Raw genomic sequence first — 16,388 nt, forward strand, 5'->3', positions numbered from 1 at the left:
GGGAATAAAAATCATGGCTTTTGTTTCGTTTCTCAGGGCAGGTCATGGGCTAGGCGGGTTGTTCACCCGGGAGCCCGACCGGTACCGGCATTGCATGGATCTCGGAAAGACGCTGATGACCGGGCCTGGCGAACTGAAACGCAGGGAGCGCGAACTGCTGGCGGCCTATGTGTCAGCGTTGAACGCCTGTTCGTTTTGTGCGGGCACGCATACCGGCATCGCCCGTGCGTTCGGGTGGGACGCGAACGTCCTCGAGGATCTGCTCGAGGATCCGGCGGCGGCGGCCGTTCCCGAGACCCTGACCCCGATCCTGTTGTTTGTCCGCAAGCTGACCCTGCAGCCGATGCGTTGCACGGCCGCGGATGTCGAGGCGATCACGAAGGCGGGCTGGACCGAGCAGACCGTCAGCGATGTGGTGGCCATCGCCGCCTACTACGCCATGACCAATCGGCTGGCCAGTGGCCACGGTATCGAGGCGTTGTCGGGCGAGGAAAACGCGGCCATCGGCCGTCATATCGCTGAACAGGGGTACCCGGACATTGAGAGCCTGGCGGTGCCGCGGTCGGACGAAGACGGGGAGATCGGGTAGCACGGCAGTCCCCGGTTCCGGCGGAACGGGATGTCACTCCCGGGAGTGGCGCTTCACCAACGATGGCGATCGCGCGTGGGGCTTTGGCTTCAGCGTTGGAGTTCGATACCCGCTGCTTCGCGATCCCAGCAATCCGGGGTAATTCCCTCTTCCTTGATTTTGAACTTCTCCACCCGTTCGCTGGGTGTTTTCGGCAGACTGTCCCTGATCGCGATGTAGCGGGGGATCGAAAAGTAAGCCAGGCGCGGCTCGCACCACCGTATCAACTCCACCTCGCTGGCATCCTGTTCCGGCTTGAGAACCACAACCGCCTTCACTTCCTCCTCCCCGACATCCGAGGGCACACCCACCACGCAGGCTTCGAGCACGGCGTCATGGGCCGTGATGACCGACTCGACCTCGAAGGATGAAATGTTCTCGCCGCGGCGGCGTATGGCCTGTTTTTTACGATCGACGAAGTAGAAGTAGCCGTCCTCATCCATGCGGCCGAGGTCGCCGGTGTGAATCCAGCCGTTGCGCATCAGTTCCAGGGAGGCTTCGGGCTGTTTGTAGTAACCGCTGGTGCCGATCCACATCCGGTTGGGGCGGGCGATGAACTCGCCCAGGGATCCGGGCGCGCATTCGTTGTCGTCGTCATCCACGATGCGAACGTCCCAGCCGGTGATCGGTTTTCCGCAGGAGCCGGGTCGGGGTTCATCGTAGGGACTGGCCAGGCAGCTGTAGCATTCGGTCATGCCGTAGACTTCGAGAATCTTGGTGTTGAAGCGCTTCTGAAACTGGTGCCATTCGTCTTCGGGCGCCGCCGCGCCGACCATGATCCGAACGGGATTGTCGGCGTCGTCCTCGCGCGGCTCCTGCTTGAGCAGGATGGGTATCATGCCGCCGATGTAGTTGGCTTCGGTGCAGTTCCAGCGGCGGCAGTCGTCCCACAGCCGGCTCGCAGAAAACCGTTCCACGATCACGGCGCGGGCGTCGGCCAGAATGGCGGGTCCGACCGTGATGCCCTGCGCGTTGCCGTGAAACAAGGGAAGTCCGCTGTACAGCACGTCGTCTTCGGTGTAGCGGGCGTAGCCGACAGCCTGTGCCCAGATGTCATACCAGTAATGGTGGCTGAGCATCACCCCCTTGGATACGCCGGTGGTGCCCGAGGTGTAGAGAATGGACGCAAGGTCGTTGTAGCTGACGGCGATGTCGGGTGTTGTGTCCGGGTGGCCCATGAGTTCGGCCATCGTCAGGTGCTCGAACCCGGTCCAGCCTGGAATTGACTGAGCAGCTGCCTGGGTGTCCGTCCAGGTGATGTGACGGATGTCCGCGAGGCGTTCCGCGATGTCCTCGATCCGGTCGCGGTACTGATGGTCAGCCACCAGGATCGTGCAGTCTGATTGAACCATCTGATAGGCGAGTCCCTGACCTTTCAGGGACACATTGATCGGAACTTCAACCGCGCCGATGCGGTTGAGTGCAAACCAGACGTACAGGAATTCAGGACAGTTGGGCAGCATGATGGCCGCCTTGTCGCCGCGGCTGACACCCAGGGCCAGCAAACCGTTGGCTACCCGGTTGATGCGTTCGTTGAGGTCTCCGAAGGTAACCGCTTCCTGGCGGAACTGGAAAACGACACGATCGGGGTGTTGGCGGGCCTTGTCTTCGATGATCCGGGGAAGTACGCGGTCGTGCTGCGCATACTCCTGCATCGACCAGGATGCCCATTTACTGGCGTGGCGTTTGAATTTGTCATCCCACTGTCCCATTGATTCCTTTCCCCTTTCAGCGGCCAGGCACACGCTCCGACGTCACGGGTTCTGACCTGCGTTGTGGCGCAATTTTTAGGCAATCCTCAAACAAAACTTGAACTTTATTCAATGTTTCCACAAAATAGGGAAATCTGTCAAGCATGAAGCCGACCGTTACCGGTTTGCGCGGCGCATGTGCGCGCAGCCAGGCAGCGTGTCTGAGCATGTTTGAATTCTGTTCCCGCAGCGAGAGGCTGGAAAGTCATGTCCGATATCGTCGTTGAGCGTCGTGGAGAAGTGGAATGGATCCGCCTGAATCGGCCGGAAAGGATGAATGCCTATGATGCGGACATGGCCGAGGCGCTCATCCACGCCGTGAATGAAGCTGCGGACGCCGGGGTCATCGTGCTGACCGGAGAAGGCCGGGCGTTCTGCGCCGGTGGATATCTGGCGGATCTCAGCGACCCCGATCCGGCGGCATTGCGCAAAATGTTCTACGGCTCGCTGCAGGTCTACGATGCGCTGCGCATGAGTCCCCGTCCCGTTATCGCGGCGGTGAATGGAAGCGCGGCCGGCGGCGGAAACGAACTTGTCGTGGCCTGTGACATGGCGATTGCGGCGGAAAGCGCGACGTTCGGACAAACCGGCGTTCGGGTCGGCAGTGCGCCGGTGCTGGGAGGCAGCAATTTCCTGGCGATGAGCGTCGGTGAGAAACGGGCGAAGGAAATCGCCTTCATGTGTCGCCGTTACCCGGCCGGGGAGGCGCTGGAGATGGGACTGGTCAACGCCGTGGTTCCGGATGATCGACTCGAAGAAGAGGTGACCCGCTGGGCGGACGAACTGCTCAGGATGAGCCCGCGCTATCTGGAGATCGCGAAGATCAACTCCAACGTCTGGTGGAACCAGTGCCGGGACAACTATCTCAGTGGTCTTGGCATGTTGGTTCAGGCCATCGGTTCGGCGGACATGATCGAAGGTGCCACGGCATTCATGGAAAAACGTGCTCCCCGGTTCGAGGGCAGGGCACGCAAGGATTCCACTTGATACGGATGAAACGCATGATCAGAAGCAACAACCCGAATGGAGCACCAGGGAGTGCTCAGGATGCCGAAGAGGAAGAGCGGGGGTTCGATCTCGAATTGTCCGCCCGGTACGTCGGCTTACAGGACGAGGCCAGGGCCTTGTGCCAAGAGATCGAGTCGATTGCCGCGGAAGCCGATGAGAGAAGCGAACCGCATCCCGGCATTCTGGAAGCGCTGAAAAGGAGTTCGTTGTCGCGCCTGATGGTGCCCAGGCAGTACGGGGGGCGGTACGAAGCCCTTGATCCGCTCGCCATCTGTCTTGTCCGGGAAGTGCTGATGGGAACTTCTTCACACGCCGATTCCCTGTTTGCACTGCAAGGCATAGGGAGTTATGCCATTACCGCATTCGGAACGCCGGACCAGCAATCCGAGTGGTTGCCACGGGTCGCCGCAGCGGACGTCTTGCCGGCATTGGCCCTGACGGAGCCCGAGGCCGGATCCGACCTGAAATCCATTACGACCACGCTGGTGCCGGATGGCGAAGGGTTGCGGCTGGATGGCGCCAAGGCCTTCATTTCAAATGCGGGTGCGGCCGGTTATTACCTGGTGTTCGCCAAAGAAGGGTCCGATTTCAGCATGGTGCTGGTGCCCGCCGATGCGCCCGGGGTATCCGTCGAGCCATCGCCGGAACTGATGGCGCCACACGTGTTGGGTGATGTCCGGTTCGATAACGTTGCTGTGCCGGCCACGGCTCGCCTGGGCGAACCGGGCGAAGGATTGAACCTGGTGCTCTCCACGCTCGGAGTATTCCGGGCATCGGTGGCCGGAGCGGCGCTGGGCTTGGCCCAGGCGGCTCTGGAAGAGGCCGTTCGCCATACTCGAACCCGTCACCAGTTCGGCCGCCCGCTGGCACGGCTCGGGCCCGTTGCGCAGATGCTGGCCGACAGCTGGACCGAACTGGAAATGGCCCGTCTGCTAACCTATCGTGCCGCCAGCCTGGCCGGGCATGACCCTCAGTCATCGTTGCACATTTCGTCCATGGCCAAGCTGGGCGCCAGCGAAATGGCATCGCGCGTGGTCGATCGTTGTGTTCAGATGATGGGCCGTTGGGGCCTGATACGCGGTTCGAAAATCGAACGTCTTTACCGGCAGGCGCGGCCCATGCGCATTTACGAGGGGGCTTCTGAAGTTCTGCGTTTGGGGATCGCCAGCCAGCTAACCAGGGAAGTACAGTGATTGAATTTCATTTGGACGGAAAGGTCGCCATTGTCACCGGGGCCAGCCGAGGTCTGGGCCGGGCTGCCGCTGTCGCGCTCGCGGAGCAGGGTGTCAAGGTTTTGGCCGCGTCGCGTTCGCGGTCGGAGTTGGAACAGTTGGAAGCGGAGTTCGACGGCCGGATCGTGGCTTGCGCCTGCGACATGCTCGAGCGCGAGTCCGTCGCCGCTCTGCCGAAAACGGTGCTCGATGAATTCGGGCGCCTGGATATCGTGGTGAACAACGCGGGAATCGCTCCGGCGGGGGCTTTCCTGGATCAGGACGAAGCGGAATGGGACCGGGTAATGGCCGTGAACGTAACGGCGCCGGCCGTGCTGGCTCGTACCGCCGGACGCCATTTCGTGGACACGGGCGCCGGCAAGATCATTAACATTGCGTCGACATCGGGTTTGCTGGGCAAGGCTTCGCTGGTATCGTATTCTGCTTCGAAAGGGGCATTGCTGCAGTTCACCAAGGCTCTTTCCGCGGAATGGGCGGCCAAAGGCGTGCAGGTCAATGCCATCGCGCCGGGAGCTTTTGAAACCGAGGCGCAGAAAGCCGTGCTTGAATCGCCGGAGTTCCTGCAGCGGCGCTTGCGAAAAATTCCGGCGCGACGAATGGGAAACGCTTCGGAAATGGGGCCGCTGGTCTGCTACCTGGCCTCTGAACTTTCGGACTTCGTGACGGGAAGTGTTTTCGTCATGGATGGCGGAGAGTCCTGCAAGCTCTAACCCGCAAACGATTACCCATGGGTGTCACCGCATCAGGAACCTGAAAAATGGCTACCAAAAAAGCGACAGTCGAAGCGGAAACAGCAAAAGGTTCGCGTGGCGACAGGCGACGCGACCGGATACTGAACGGGTTTCGCAAGTGCATCATCCATAAGGGCTATTCCAAAACCACGTTGCGTGACGTGGCCAAGGCCGCCGACATGTCGGCCAGCCATCTCCTGTATTATTTTTCGGGCAAGGATGCCATTCTGCAGCACTATTTCGATAACGTGTCGGAGCGCATCCGGCAGCGCATCGACAGTTTCCGCGACGAAGAGCCGGAGCGGCAATTCGAGCTTCTGGCCGACCTGTTTTTCGCCGGCCGCGGGATTACCAATTCAGAAACCGGTTTCATGCTCGAGTGTTTCGGCGTGGCCGTCCACGACCCGCAACTCCACAATGAGAAGGCGGAACTCGACCGTTTCTGCAAGGATTATCTGCAGTGCCTGTTCGCGCAGTTGCCACGCACCCGTGATGACGCACCCGACCACGCGGAAATCGCGTACTCGTTGCTGATTGGCCTGCGTACCGCCGCCTTCTTCGATCAGCGGCTTTCCCTGTCCAACGCCCGCCGTTTGTTCCGCGAAGGCGTAATGAGGCAGGCCGGACTGAGGGCCTGACCGTGAGGTTCCGTTCCCGGTGAAGGCAAACGCGTGCGGTGTCTCGACTTCTCGCGTCCTGTCGAACCGCCTCAGAGACTGGAGCTGGTTTTGAGCCGGTTCATGTCTCGCACCCTGGATTGCGCCCCCGAATGACGCCGGCCGATCGCGAATCGTGGCTCGAGCGGACATCCGAGACGGTCGTCGCGCCCGAACTCGCCGTGTTCGACCCGCATCATCACCTGTGGGACTACCCGGGAAGCCGGTATCTCATCGAAGAGTTCCTTGCCGATGTGGGAGGTGGGCACCGGCTCACCGGAACGGTCTACGTCGAATGCCAGCAGTTCTACGAAAGCGAAGGGCCTGAACCGTTTCGGCCCGTCGGCGAAACCCGTTGTATCGACGGTCTCGCCGGGATGCGGGAACTGGATGCGGGTCCTGTCGAGGTGGCAGCGGGAATCGTAGGCTTTGCGGACCTGGCCCGGGGGCAGGCTTCGCAGGCGGTACTGGAGGCGCATGCGGAAGCCAGTCCGCGCTTTCGCGGCGTGCGCCATGCGACTGCCTGGCATGAGAACGAAAAAGTCCACAACGCTCATACCCGGCCACCCCCTGGTTTGATGGCGGACAACTGTTTTCGCCAGGGTGTCGCCTGTCTCGCTTCGATGGGGTTGAGTTTCGATGCCTGGCTTTATCATCCCCAACTGCCCGAGTTGGCTGATCTGGCCAGAACATTTCCGGACCTGACCATCGTGCTGAACCACATGGCGGGCCCTCTGGGAATTGGCCCCTACGATGGGCGGCGTGATGCCGTATTCGATGCCTGGCTCACGGGCATGGCGGACGTGGCGGCTTGTGAGAACGTTTTCGTCAAGCTGGGTGGCCGGGCCATGACGTCGGCCGGGTTTGGCTGGCACCGCATGGATGCGCCGCCCGATTCCGATCGTCTCGCGGGCGCCATGAAGCCCTACGTGCAAACCTGTGTGGACTTGTTCGGCCCGGCCCGCTGCATGTTTGAGAGCAATTTTCCGGTCGACAGGGCCTCGTGCTCGTATACGGTGTTGTGGAACGCTTTCAAGAAGCTGAGTAGCGAATATTCACCCTCGGAACAGCGAGAACTGCTGCACGACACCGCTACCCGGGTGTACCGCGTTGAACCGGAGGTGGGCGCCCGGCAGGGCGGCGCTCAGTAAGCGCCGCCACCCGGAGTTCTGCGGAAGACGGAACGGGCACTGCCTGTCGACAGCTTCCGCTCGGTGCCGAACCGGTTCAGGCCCCGCATTGCGAGGCTTTGGCCTCCTCCAGCAGGAACTTGTACTCGGCCTTGCTGATCACACCCAGGTCGCGCAGATGCTTGGCGTTCTCCTTGATGCACTTGAGGTAGTCCTTCTGTTTTTCCCAGGGTCGTTCTTCGCCCATCGGGCCTTCGCAGGGACACAGTTGCGCGAGTGAACAGCCGGTGTCGGGATCGACCAGTTTCGGTCCCTGGCTGGCGGGGCACAGGTCGGTCTCGTTGGAAACCGAATCGCCATCGATGTCGCTGTCGCAGGCATCGCCGATGCCGTCTCCGTCGAAATCGAACTGCCCCTGGTTGGAGTCGTCCGGACAGTTGTCCTCGTCGTCCGGTACGCCGTCATCATCACGATCGGGCCGCAGTGGCGTGTTGGTAATCATGCAGCTGACATCCGCGCCGTGTGGAAGCCTCGACCAGGAGCAATCGAGTCTGCTGGGTGTGCCGTCGTTGTAGGACGCCCAATAGTCGGGTGGCACGGTTTCTGTCACCTCGCAAGACAGTTCTCCTGAATCGAAATCAGCGACGACAAACACCACTTCGCTGCCGTTCGACAGATTGAATGACTGGCTCAGTGGCAGGCCGGTGTTGCAGCGCAGTTGCACCTCGGCGGGGCCGGGGTTGCCGTCGGTGAAGTGCTTGATCACACGGAAGCGGGCGCGCGGATCGATCAGGCTATTGGTGATGTGACAGGACCGTTCATCGCCATCTTCGACGTCGGTCCAGTTACATTCGACCGGGCCGACCGAGCCGTCGTCGTAGGAAGCCTCGTAACCGGGCGGCACTTCTTCGGTGAGCCTGCATTCCAATTCGCCTGTTTCGAAATGGGTGACCACGAAGGTCACCGGGGAGGCCTCATTGAGCAGATAGTAGGTCTGCGCGAGGGGCAGGCCGGTATTGCATTCCAGGGTGACGGCGACTTCAAGATCGCTATCGTCCACGAAATCCTTGGTGATTTCGAAGGCGGCGCGACCGTCCTGTGCCAGGGCGGGTGTGGCGATGAAGGCGGCGATGGTCGCCAGCAGTAATCGATGTGCAAGGGTCATTTTCATGACACGGCTCCTTGTTGATTCGTTTTGAATTCCTCTTTGCCTCTTACTCCAGAATAGACGCTGCCGTCGATTTTTCCATTCACAAGCACTGCGCACTGGTCCGCTGACCCGCAAAAATCAATCACCACCTGTTTCTTCGGCTTGCACCGCGCGGGGCCAGCGCGTAACCTATCTTACTTGCTGGCGACCAGTTAGTTTCTTGGGAGGCATGCTCCATGACCACCGCGAACACCGCCAGGCGCCTGACTCAGGCCGAGCGGACCGATCGTTCCGACCGGTTGATGCTGGATGCCGCCGTTAAACTCCTCGTCGAGCGTGGCGTGGCGCGTACCACTCTGCGCGAAGTGGGCGAGAACGCCGGCTACAGCCGGACGCTGGCCAGCTACCGCTTCGGCGGCAAGGCGGGCCTGCTGGAATTCATCGTGCGCACCATCGGCGAGGACTGGTTGCGCGAACTGACGCGGGTCACCCGTGGGCTGAGCGGATATCCCGCGATGGCCGCGGCCACCGACGAGCATCTGCGCTTCTGCCTCGACGCCCCGGATCACGTGCGGGCGTTCTACCTTTTGTGGTTCGAATCGGTGGGACCGGATTCACCGCTGAAGAAAGTGATGTCCGACATCCACGATCGCCGCCGGCGCGACGTCGCCCAGTGGATTCGCGACGGGGTGGCGGCCGGCGCGCCGCAGCCGGCCATGCCGGCGGATTCCATCGCCGGGCAATTCAACACCGCCATCGTCGGCATTGTTTACCACTGGCTGCAGCATCCCGACGATGCCGACGGCGTGGCCCAATTGCACCACGATCTCAAAGACACCATGAAACTGTTGCTCGCCGCCTAGCGGGCCACTCAGGAAACCCGAATGAAGAATGTTGCCGAAGATTTGACTTCCGTTGACCGGAAGACGGCGCCCAAGCCGCTACGCTTCGTTACCGCCGCCAGCCTGTTCGACGGCCATGATGCCGCGATCAACATCATGCGCCGGCTGATCCAGGCGCAGGGCGCCGAGGTGATTCACCTCGGCCACAACCGCAGCGTGCTGGATATCGTGCGCGCGGCCATCCAGGAAGACGCCGACGCGATCGCGATCTCGTCTTACCAGGGCGGACACAACGAATACTTCCGTTACATGATCGACCTGCTGCGTGAACGCGGGGCCGAGCATATCCGGGTTTTCGGCGGGGGCGGCGGCACGATCACGCTGGACGAAATCAGGGAATTGCACGACTACGGCGTGGAACGCATCTACCACCCGGATGACGGCATGAACATGGGCCTGGTCGAGATGATCGAGGACGTGGTCAAGCGTGCCGCCGGGCAGCGGCTGACCAGCCGGCACCCCGAGGCCTTCGATTTCGGCAACCGCAAGGAATCCTCGGGCAGTGCGGACGAGTCGTCGACCGCAAGCGCAACCATCGACCGCGCCATCGCGCAGACCCTGTCGGCGCTGGAGGACGAGGTGTTCTCCGAAGCTGAACTCAAGCTCAGGCGCCGCGAATGGGCGGGTGCCGCGAAGCAGGCCCCGGTGATCGGCATCACCGGTACGGGTGGCGCCGGTAAATCATCGGTGACCGACGAACTGCTGAACCGCTTCGCGCGCCACTTTCCGGAAAAGCGCATCGCGGTGCTGGCCGTCGATCCGACCCGGCGCAAGACCGGCGGCGCCTTGCTCGGCGACCGCATTCGCATGAACAGCCTGCGCAACGAGCATTACTACATGCGCAGCATGGCCACGCGGCGTCAGCATCTGGCCACCTCGGCCATCCTGCAGGACGCCATCGCGTTTCTGAAATCCGCCAGCTTCGACCTGGTGCTGGTCGAGACCGCCGGCATCGGCCAGTCCGATTCCGAGATCGTCGACCTCGTGGACTTCCCGGTCTACGTGATGACCTCCGACTTCGGCGCGCAGAGCCAGCTCGAAAAAATCGACATGCTGGATTTCGCCGAGTTGGTTGTACTCAACAAGTATGACCGCCGCGCCGCCGAAGACGCACTGCGCGACGTGAAAAAGCAGTGGAAACGTAATCGCCTCGAATTCCACATGCCCGACGAGGACGTCCCCGTCTACCCGACCATCGCCAGCCAGTTCAACGACCCGGGCATCACCTGGATGTTCGCCAACCTGACCCGGCTGGTGCGGGAAAAACTGGACCTGGACGAATCGACCTGGACCCTTGACCTCGATACCTCGGTCAAGGAACCCAAAGCGACAGTCCTCATCCCCGGCAACCGCCAGCGCTACCTGGCCGAAATCGCCGAACAGGGCAGGTCGGTGAACGCCTCCATCCGCGAGCAGGCCGAGGCCGCCAGCCAGGCCCAGAACTACTACGAAGCGTTAAAGGCAGTAGGCGACCCGGCCGAACCCCTGGTGCCCGGCTCCGAGGGATCGTCATCCCCCACAACAGCGTCATCCCCGGCCACAGCGTCGTCCCCAACCACAGCGTCACCCGGGCCCCACACAACCGCGTCATCCGGGCCCCACACAACCGCGTCATCCCGGCCCCCGAGCCGGGATCCACAAGCATCCGAATCGCACGGCGAGGAACCCCTCAAGGCCGACCCCACCCTGACCCTCCTCCGCCAACGCTACGAAGAGGCCGTAAAAAACCTGACCCCCGAAGCCATGGCCCTGCTGCAGTCCTGGCCCCGGGTCAAGGAAGGCATCCGCACCGAACAGTACTCGTACAAGGTCCGCGGCAAGGAAATCACCGGCAACAACTACCGCGAATCGCTCAGCCACCTCCAGATCCCGAAACTCGGCATGCCGAGAGATTCTGATTGGGGTGAGCTACTGAGCTTTCTGATGCGCGAAAACCTCCCCGGCGCCTACCCCTACACCGCCGGTGTCTTCCCTTATCGCCGCACCGGCGAGGATCCGATTCGCATGTTCGCCGGCGAGGGTACCCCGGAACGCACCAACCGCCGCTTCCACCTGATCGCCCACGGACAGCCGGCGGCCCGGCTTTCCACCGCGTTCGACTCGGTCACGCTCTACGGCGAAGATCCCCATACCCGCCCGGACATCTACGGCAAGGTTGGCAACTCCGGCGTCTCCATCGCGACGCTGGATGACATGAAAAAACTCTACTCCGGCTTCGATCTGTGCGCGCCAACCACTTCCGTGTCGATGACCATCAACGGCCCCGCGCCGATGATTCTGGCCTTCTTCATGAACGCCGCCATCGACCAGCAGGTCGAGAAATACCTGAAGGACAACCAACTGTGGGATGAAGCGGAAAAACGCATCGACGAATACTTCGCCGACAAGCAGCGCCCCGAGTACATGTCCGAACTGCCGCCAGGCAACGACGGACTCGGCCTCGCTCTGCTCGGCATCACCTCCGACCGCCTGATTGGCATCGAAGGATTCGACCGGGCCACATACGACGAGATCAAGGAAAATACCCTGCGCAGTGTTCGCGGAACCGTCCAGGCCGACATCCTCAAGGAGGACCAGGCCCAGAACACCTGCATCTTCTCCACCGAATTCGCGATGCGCATGATGGGCGACATCCAGCAGTACTTCGTCGATCACAAGGTGCGTAATTTCTATTCGGTGTCGATTTCCGGCTACCACATCGCCGAGGCCGGCGCGAACCCGATCAGCCAACTCGCCTTCACCCTGAGCAACGGCTTCACCATCGTCGAGTACTACCTCGCACGAGGAATGAGCATCGACGAATTCGCGCCCAACCTGAGCTTCTTCTTCTCCAACGGCATGGACCCCGAGTACACGGTTATCGGCAGGGTCGCCCGCCGCATCTGGGCGAGAGCGATGAAAGAACGCTACGGCGCCGGTGAGCGCAGCCAGAAGCTCAAGTACCACATCCAGACCAGCGGCCGTTCGCTGCACGCGCAGGAAATCCAGTTCAACGATATTCGCACCACCCTGCAGGCGCTGTATGCGCTGTTCGACAACTGCAACAGCCTGCACACCAACGCCTTCGATGAAGCCATCACCACCCCGACCCCCGAATCGGTGCGCCGGGCCGTGGCCATCCAGATGATCATCAACAAGGAGTTGGGTCTCAACTTCTGTGAGAACCCGTGGCAGGGCAGCTTCATCGTCGATGAACTCACCGACCTCGTCGAGGAAGCCGTCTACCAGGAATTCGAGCGCATCTCCGAGCGCGGCGGCGTGCTCGGCGCGATGGACACCATGTACCAGCGCGGCAAGATCCAGGAAGAAAGCCTCTATTACGAAGCCAAGAAGCACGACGGCAGCCTGCCGATCATCGGCGTCAACACCTTCCTGCCCCCCGAGGGCCAGGAAGAAGTGGGCGAAATCGAACTGATGCGCAGCACCGACCAGGAGAAAGACCAGCAGGTCGCCAACGTCGAGACCTTCCGCAAGACCCACGCGAGGGAAGCTGCCCCCCGCCTTAAAAAACTTCAGACGGTGGCAAGTGAGAGAAAAAACACTTTCGACGCACTAATGGAAGCAAGCAAAGTGTGCAGCCTGGGGAGCATGAGCCATGCGCTTTATGATGTGGGGGGGGAGTATCGGAGGAATATGTGATTTGGACTTGGTGGAATATCAAGTTATAAAGCGCTGAACTTCGATGGTGTGTAAGCAATCATCCTCTAAATTAGGCTCCGCCAACATTGAGAATTTTTTTCCAATTACAATTTTAAGAGATGTCGCGAACCTCAAGCCTCTGGTTACTTGTTGATTACGCGAACCTGCAACTCATAGAAAAGAAGCGGGGACTCTCTTACGTAGTTGACTCGATTGTGAATCGTATCGGTTTGGCGCATTTGCGCCATAACGACTTCGTAACCGTGCGACTCTACGGTGGTTGGTATTCAGGCAGTACCTTAACAAAGAATGCGCAAAAGCTTGCGGGACAGATTGAGTCTCTTAGCCCGGCGCCGATTACGGTCCGTGCCGGATCGCGAAATATTCAAGTCAGGACAAATATAGAGCTGGCACGTAGTCTTGTTTGTAATCCAGGAAAGGACATTTTGCACACGTTCAGAGTTCGAGGGTTTCCAACAGGGCTAAGCTGTGAAAATCCGCCCTTTAAGGATTGCGTGAATAGTACTGTTTGTCCTTGGTTGCCATTGCCGGCCTTCCTAATGCGTCGAAGGTGCCCGATTGATGGGTGTGAGCTACATCCGAAAAGAATAATTTCAAAAGCCGAGCAAAAGGTCGTCGATACAATGCTTACAGCTGACTTGGTTGACTTGGCTTCTCGTGGTGAGCGTGTCGCGATCGTGTCATCTGATGATGACATGTGGCCAGGTATAAGTTTATCCCTAGCCCGAGGTGCGTCAGTAATACACGTCCAAACCAAACGCGGCCAAAATACTGCACGGCACTATACGCAAGGATTAACCGACCGCTATGTGCAAATTGAGGCTTAGTATATGGATATAGGTACCTTTAGGCGCATAGTTACTGCTTTTGCGGATGAGGCAATTGATGTCGACCTTGGCAAAGGTAGATTGGTGGCTCAGATTCGCGACGAACTTGTCGAAGTAACAGTTTTAAGTCGAGAAGGGACTGTTTGGATCCGAGAAGACGAGGAGGAATACTCTGCATACAGTTGGATTCTAAAGCGATTAGCTCGATTGGAATTACTCGCAGATCGGATTCTCGCGCAGATACCAGAAGAGAGATTTTACGTAGACCCACAAGGTAGTCTCCTTAGGGATATTGCGGAAGCGCCTGAGAGTGGAAGTCAACGCATCACAAATGCAGCCGATGGAATCTTGGAGGCTCTGAAAGAAGGGTTGGCGGGTGTCACGCAAGTTCTGTATTTAACGTCGGACGCAGGCGAAGGGAAAACTACGCTAATCAATCACGTATCCAGGGAACTCGCTCGTCGATACAAGAATCGCGAATGTAATTGGTTGCTCGTGCCTATTAGTCTTAGCGGCCGTCCTTTTATGGCGCTCGATGACATCGTAGTGGCAGAACTGACAAACCGATTCCGTTTTAATCTCTACTACGATGCCTTCACAGAGTTGGTTAGACTGAATGCCGTTGTCCCAGCGTTGGACGGATTTGAAGAAGTCTTTCTCGAGACAGATTCGGGGGAGGCGGTTTCCGCTTTGGGAAATCTAATTAACCAACTTGGCGGTTCAGGTCGAGTGCTCATTGCTGCGCGCAAGGCCTATTTTGAGATAAGGAGTTTTGCGTCGCAGGCGCGAATATTCGATACGATCGGAGAAGATGCTGGGGCGAGTTTTGAGCGCTTGTCTCTTCGTCGTTGGTCTAAGAGAAACTTTTATAGCTATGCCCGGAAGCGGGGTATTGATACTCCTGAAGTCATCCACAAGCAGATTGCCAAACGACTCCAGGATTCCGATCATCCTCTGCTTACGAGAGCAGTGTTAGTAGCAAAGCTAATGGATGTAGCTTTAGAGGGTGATATTAATGAATTGCTAAAGAGTTTGTCGAGAGACCCCGAAGACTATTTCTATCAGTTTGTTGGAGCGCTGATCGAAAGAGAGGCCAACACCAAGTGGATTGATCGTTCGTTGAGAGGGGATGCTGCTTCACCATTATTGTCTATTGAGGAACACTTGTCTTTACTGTCTCAAATCGCACGGGAAATGTGGATTAATCGGACAGATGCACTCCGCTCTGATTATATCGAATTGATTGCGGACGTATTTAGTGCAGAAAACCAAAAGTCCGCAGCGATAGCCCATCAGGTGCAAGAGCGTCTTCACCAGCACTCGCTATTGGTAACGAGGGGCTCCTCCACAAAGAAGTTGGCTTTCGATCACGAGGACTTCCGGCAATTTTTTCTTGGACAAGCTCTAGGTGCAGAGTTACTGAAATCCGACTCAATTTCTCTAGGTACATTTCTACGCACCGCGCCTCTACCACTTCGAACGGTTGATGCAGCAATATCGTTTGCGGCTAGAAAAAATGCTGATTTTCAGAAGGTTTTAGAAAGCGTCACAAGCATTGGGATGACAGCTCTGGATACGAGTTACGAGAAGGAAAATGCTGGTCTCGTCACTGTTCGGCTATTGGAAAAAACCGAGGGTGCGAGAAAACTCGTGCGGGGCCTGGCCTTTCCTCCAAGTGCACTTAGTTCCCGAACCATTAGAAATGTGGAGTTCCTTGATTGTAGATTTCAAGCGACATATTTGGGGCCAACGCAGAATTGGAATGTTGAATTTCGTGACTGCAATTTTGATCGAATTGAATTGAATTCTTACGATAACCTAGAAGGCGTAAGGTTTATTGACTGCGAAATCGCATCCATATTTCTGGCTGATAAAGAGTTGGCTATCTTCGGTCCTGAACAAATACGCCGCATTCTGAGTAATGCAACGGGTAAAGTTGACAGCGATTCTGAAAGGGTTGTCAGCTTAGACGATTGCATTGACGATGCGACTAGAATTGCTGAGCAAGCTTTGCGCGCGTTTATGAGAGCTACCCATCTAAACGAAAATGTTTTTCGTCAAAGGCTCGGTCAAAATGCAAATGAGTTCTTTGACAGAATTCTTCCCGATCTTTTGGAAGGCGGAGTTTTAGAGGAAATAGAATATAGGGGCTCGGGTACTCAGCGTCGATTTAAGCTGTCAGTTCCGATGCGCAATATAGAACCGGCGATAAGAACAGCAAAGGATCTGCGGAGTTTCATTATCTTACTGAAGGGGAGTCGGCCCTAACACAGTCATCTAGAGATGACCCCGCGCTTTATCCGAGCTAACTTGGGTGTGGCTACTGGAATTAGATTTTTCAGTGCCCCGCGGCGGAGACTAATTGCATGTTAGAACGGGATTTACTCACCTGCGGGTTTGAATCAGAAAGTAGTCGTTGCTTGAGGCCGCATCGTGCCGCACTACCGTCAATCCCTTACTGTAGATGTGTATGCAGGGGTTCGGTTAAATTAGCACTGAGGTACGAATAGACTCGGCGAAATTAGTGCTGTATAACCATGCGAACTTGTTCCGTATTCCAGGCTAGTAAAGGGCTCTTTGCTCTTAACTACCATGTTTCTCCGTAAGCTTCCCCTTTATTAGGACATCTCGGAAGTTAGCACACCTGCGGATTGCAACGCCTCTGCCGGGGTGATCCCGCCAAGGCCGTCGTGGTCTGGTAATCCCGCCAATA

The 16,388-nt window shown here is 58.4% G+C and carries 11 protein-coding genes; 9 read left to right on the forward strand and 2 right to left on the reverse strand.

Going from position 1 to position 16,388, the window contains the following annotated elements; translation table 11 throughout:
• Positions 1–13 precede the first annotated feature (13 nt).
• Positions 14–589 carry a carboxymuconolactone decarboxylase family protein gene (locus V3330_RS13285; RefSeq protein WP_354695915.1) on the forward strand — a complete coding sequence of 192 codons (576 nt, stop codon included), beginning with the start codon at positions 14–16 and terminating at the stop codon, positions 587–589.
• Between the two features lie 89 nt (positions 590–678).
• On the opposite strand, the gene V3330_RS13290 is transcribed toward V3330_RS13285, so the two are convergent.
• A complete protein-coding gene (locus V3330_RS13290; RefSeq protein ID WP_354695916.1) occupies positions 679–2,340 on the reverse strand; it encodes an ATP-dependent acyl-CoA ligase in 1,662 nt (553 codons plus the stop codon).
• Between the two features lie 246 nt (positions 2,341–2,586).
• On the opposite strand from V3330_RS13290, the gene V3330_RS13295 reads away from it, so the two are divergent.
• The 5 genes from V3330_RS13295 to V3330_RS13315 all read left to right on the forward strand — a co-directional run bounded on the left by V3330_RS13295 (position 2,587) and on the right by V3330_RS13315 (position 7,157).
• The gene (locus V3330_RS13295) at positions 2,587–3,366 is read left to right on the forward strand and encodes an enoyl-CoA hydratase/isomerase family protein (RefSeq protein WP_354695917.1); all 780 of its coding nucleotides are present in this window, start codon (positions 2,587–2,589) and stop codon (positions 3,364–3,366) included.
• A gap of 14 nt (positions 3,367–3,380) precedes the next feature.
• Positions 3,381–4,580: an acyl-CoA dehydrogenase family protein gene (locus tag V3330_RS13300; protein WP_354695918.1), complete on the forward strand. Its 1,200-nt coding sequence runs from the start codon at positions 3,381–3,383 to the stop codon at positions 4,578–4,580.
• Positions 4,577–5,329, forward strand: coding sequence for an SDR family NAD(P)-dependent oxidoreductase (locus tag V3330_RS13305; protein WP_354695919.1), 753 nt, complete (start codon positions 4,577–4,579; stop codon positions 5,327–5,329). The genes V3330_RS13300 and V3330_RS13305 overlap by 4 nt, the downstream gene beginning before the upstream one ends.
• 47 nt (positions 5,330–5,376) lie before the next feature.
• Entirely contained in the window at positions 5,377–5,988 is a 612-nt protein-coding gene (locus V3330_RS13310; RefSeq protein ID WP_354695920.1) for a TetR/AcrR family transcriptional regulator, read from the forward strand.
• 131 nt (positions 5,989–6,119) lie between these two features.
• Positions 6,120–7,157, forward strand: coding sequence for an amidohydrolase family protein (locus V3330_RS13315; protein ID WP_354695921.1), 1,038 nt, complete (start codon positions 6,120–6,122; stop codon positions 7,155–7,157).
• A gap of 76 nt (positions 7,158–7,233) precedes the next feature.
• Here the strand turns inward: V3330_RS13315 and V3330_RS19620 are convergent, their stop codons facing one another.
• Positions 7,234–8,307, reverse strand: a complete 1,074-nt coding sequence (locus V3330_RS19620) for a thrombospondin type 3 repeat-containing protein (protein ID WP_435791826.1) — start codon at positions 8,305–8,307, stop codon at positions 7,234–7,236.
• A 215-nt stretch (positions 8,308–8,522) separates the two neighbouring features.
• Between V3330_RS19620 and V3330_RS13325 the strand changes: the two genes are divergently transcribed.
• The 3 genes from V3330_RS13325 (at position 8,523) to V3330_RS13335 (ending at position 15,943) form a co-directional block, all read left to right on the forward strand.
• The gene (locus V3330_RS13325) at positions 8,523–9,149 is read left to right on the forward strand and encodes a TetR/AcrR family transcriptional regulator (protein ID WP_354695922.1); all 627 of its coding nucleotides are present in this window, start codon (positions 8,523–8,525) and stop codon (positions 9,147–9,149) included.
• 21 nt (positions 9,150–9,170) lie between these two features.
• Positions 9,171–12,827: a methylmalonyl-CoA mutase family protein gene (locus tag V3330_RS13330; protein WP_354695923.1), complete on the forward strand. Its 3,657-nt coding sequence runs from the start codon at positions 9,171–9,173 to the stop codon at positions 12,825–12,827.
• Between the two features lie 851 nt (positions 12,828–13,678).
• Complete coding sequence (locus V3330_RS13335; protein ID WP_354695924.1) at positions 13,679–15,943, forward strand: NACHT domain-containing protein; 2,265 nt, start codon at positions 13,679–13,681, stop codon at positions 15,941–15,943.
• Positions 15,944–16,388: the final 445 nt, after the last annotated feature.

The sequence above is a fragment of the Elongatibacter sediminis genome (assembly GCF_037892215.1).
GTDB classification, from domain to species: domain Bacteria; phylum Pseudomonadota; class Gammaproteobacteria; order Xanthomonadales; family SZUA-36; genus Elongatibacter; species Elongatibacter sediminis.

Excerpts from the sequence above, each read along its gene's own strand:
- V3330_RS13285 (WP_354695915.1), top strand. The coding sequence starts at position 14 with ATGGCTTTTGTTTCGTTTCTCAGGGCAGGTCATGGGCTAGGCGGGTTG.
- V3330_RS13290 (WP_354695916.1), bottom strand. The coding sequence starts at position 2,340 with ATGGGACAGTGGGATGACAAATTCAAACGCCACGCCAGTAAATGGGCA.
- V3330_RS13295 (WP_354695917.1), top strand. The coding sequence starts at position 2,587 with ATGTCCGATATCGTCGTTGAGCGTCGTGGAGAAGTGGAATGGATCCGC.
- V3330_RS13300 (WP_354695918.1), top strand. The coding sequence starts at position 3,381 with ATGATCAGAAGCAACAACCCGAATGGAGCACCAGGGAGTGCTCAGGAT.
- V3330_RS13310 (WP_354695920.1), top strand. The coding sequence starts at position 5,377 with ATGGCTACCAAAAAAGCGACAGTCGAAGCGGAAACAGCAAAAGGTTCG.
- V3330_RS13315 (WP_354695921.1), top strand. The coding sequence starts at position 6,120 with ATGACGCCGGCCGATCGCGAATCGTGGCTCGAGCGGACATCCGAGACG.
- V3330_RS19620 (WP_435791826.1), bottom strand. The coding sequence starts at position 8,307 with ATGAAAATGACCCTTGCACATCGATTACTGCTGGCGACCATCGCCGCC.
- V3330_RS13325 (WP_354695922.1), top strand. The coding sequence starts at position 8,523 with ATGACCACCGCGAACACCGCCAGGCGCCTGACTCAGGCCGAGCGGACC.
- V3330_RS13330 (WP_354695923.1), top strand. The coding sequence starts at position 9,171 with ATGAAGAATGTTGCCGAAGATTTGACTTCCGTTGACCGGAAGACGGCG.
- V3330_RS13335 (WP_354695924.1), top strand. The coding sequence starts at position 13,679 with ATGGATATAGGTACCTTTAGGCGCATAGTTACTGCTTTTGCGGATGAG.